At 58.2% G+C, this 2,305-nt stretch carries 2 protein-coding genes; one reads left to right on the top strand and one right to left on the bottom strand.

The window, feature by feature from the left end; genetic code table 11:
- The first annotated feature begins 45 nt into the window (after window positions 1-45).
- A complete protein-coding gene (locus tag ACPYOJ_RS34280) occupies window positions 46-1,140 on the top strand; it encodes a porin (RefSeq protein ID WP_481420208.1) in 1,095 nt (364 codons plus the stop codon).
- 102 nt (window positions 1,141-1,242) lie between these two features.
- Here the strand turns inward: ACPYOJ_RS34280 and ACPYOJ_RS34275 are convergent, their stop codons facing one another.
- Complete coding sequence (locus tag ACPYOJ_RS34275; RefSeq protein WP_481420207.1) at window positions 1,243-2,127, bottom strand: alpha/beta fold hydrolase; 885 nt, start codon at window positions 2,125-2,127, stop codon at window positions 1,243-1,245.
- Between the last annotated feature and the right edge of the window lie 178 nt (window positions 2,128-2,305).

Raw genomic sequence — 2,305 nt, 5'->3', positions numbered from 1 at the left:
GCGAAAAATCCCAGACCCGATCGAAACTTTGAATTGGAGGTCATAATGAACATCAAGAGCCTTCTTCTCGGCTCCGCTGCTGCTCTCGCAGTAGTTTCCGGTGCTCAGGCCGCTGACGCTATCGTCGCTGCTGAGCCGGAACCGGTTGAATACGTTCGCGTCTGCGACGCTTACGGCACCGGCTACTTCTACATCCCGGGCACGGAAACCTGCCTGAAGATCCAGGGCTACATCCGCTTCCAGGTTGACTGGTCTGCTGGTGACCTCGCTGACAACGGCGGCGGCGAAGACTGGTCTGCTCGTACCCGCGGTCAGGTTGCCTTCACGGCCAAGAGCGACACCGAATACGGTCCGCTCACCGGCGTTATCGTTTATCAGGCGAACTTCCGCCCGAACGGCCCGGCCAACAGCCAGGATATTGAAAACGATACGATCATCGATGAAGCCTACATGGACATCGCCGGCTTCCGCGTTGGTAAGTTCGTCAACTGGTGGGATAACGACTTCTCCGGTGAAACGGAAGTTATCAACAACAACACCAACTTCAACGCAATCCGTTATCAGTACGACTCCGGCGACTTCTACGCTGGTATCGCTGTTGAAGAAATCAGCGTTGATACCGAATTCAACGATGCAGACGGCGACGGCGTAGTCGATGCCGGCGAACTTGACTTCAACGGCGGTAACAACATCGGTATCGACGCTGCTGTCGGTGGCAAGTTCGGAGCCGTTAGCTGGGAAGTTCTCGGCGGCTATGACATCGATCGCGACGATGGCGCCGTTCGTGTCGTGGTCTATGCAGACATCGGCCCGGGCACGCTTGGCCTTGCTGGCATTTATGCTACCGGCCCGACGGACTACTACGACAACGGTGAATGGACGATTGCTGCTCAGTACGCTGTCAAGGCAACCGACAAATTCACTATCACGCCGGCTGTTCAGTATACCGACAACACTGAGCTTGACGGTGACGATTTTGACGGCGGCAGCCAGTGGCGCGCTGGTGTCACGCTCGATTACGAGATCGTCGAGAACCTGGCGACGAAGGTCACCGTCAACTACATCAGCAACGACAGTGACAACGGCGGTGAGGATGAAGACGGCGTTACCGGCTTCTTCCGCCTGCAGCGTTCGTTCTAATCTGATCTGACTTCGGTCAAATCGGGAAGCCCGGCTTTCGAGCCGGGCTTTTTGTGTCTGTGGAATTGTCAATATCTGACGCGTCAGAGACCTTGCCTCCTATCAAAGGAGGAAGCAGGTGATTTCCGGTGCAACGTCATCAAGATGCAGCAGCGGGGCATGCCCCTGGTTTCTCGCCGTGATCAGCCGCGCTGCCGGATGCCGCCGGACCATCGCTTCGGCCGTTGCCCGCGATAGCAATTTCGAGTTCTCGCCGCGGATGACCAAGAGCGGTGCATGCGACATCGCACCAAATTGCTTCCAGAGATCCGGCAGCGGCTTGCTGAGGTCCGTAGCCACCATTGCCTCGGCAATGGCTGGATCGAAATCCGAAGCCAATCCGCCGTCTCCTTGGTGATAAATCGCATGGGCCATGCCGCGCCAGTCCGTCGCGGCAAGAGTTGGAAACTCCGGCTCGTGCAGTTCACGAACCCATCCGGCGGCATCGTCCCAGTCGCGCGGCGTTCGCGGAGCTGCAAGATAGTTCTGAATGTGCCGAAGGCCCTCCGGCTCGAGCACGGGACCGACATCGTTGAGGACAACGGCTGCCAAGAGCTCCGGCTTCATCTCGGCATTCAGGTGAAGAATGAGGCCGCCGCGCGAGGTGCCGATGAAGGCGGCGCGGTTAATACCGAATGCGGAGCAGGCGGTCAGAACGTCGTTTGCTTCGACCGCAAGATTGTAGTTCCGTTTGTTGTTGTCCCAGTCAGATCGACCGCGGCCTCGAGAATCGAGTGTAATGACGCGCCTCGGATGCAAAGGGTGCTGCGACAGGATGAGCGCAAGGTCGTGGAAGTCGCGTGAATTGCGCGTGAGACCCGGCAGGCAGATGACCGGAAGGGAGTTCTCCGCAGCGCCGGTTCCGCGGTAGTCTCGCGCGTAAAGCCGCAGCCCGTCGGACGAGCGATAGAATCTCTCTTGAAAACCGCTATTGTCATCTGGATGCATTGCGACCTCCCGGCAGTTGCGCCGGGAAATCTACTGAGTGTCGCAGGCAATGCAACGGGCTTACGACGGCCGCCCGCCGATCAGGTCGCGTTCAATGTCCGGCGTTTGTCCCAGCCGCGCTTTGTAGACCTCATAGTTCTCCATGACGCGTTGCACATAATTGCGCGTTTCGGGGAAG

It is taken from the genome of Rhizobium sp. SVR5-9E (assembly GCF_056755095.1).
The sequence above is the reverse complement of the archived record's forward strand: the minus strand, read 5'-3'. Positions and strand labels throughout refer to the sequence as shown.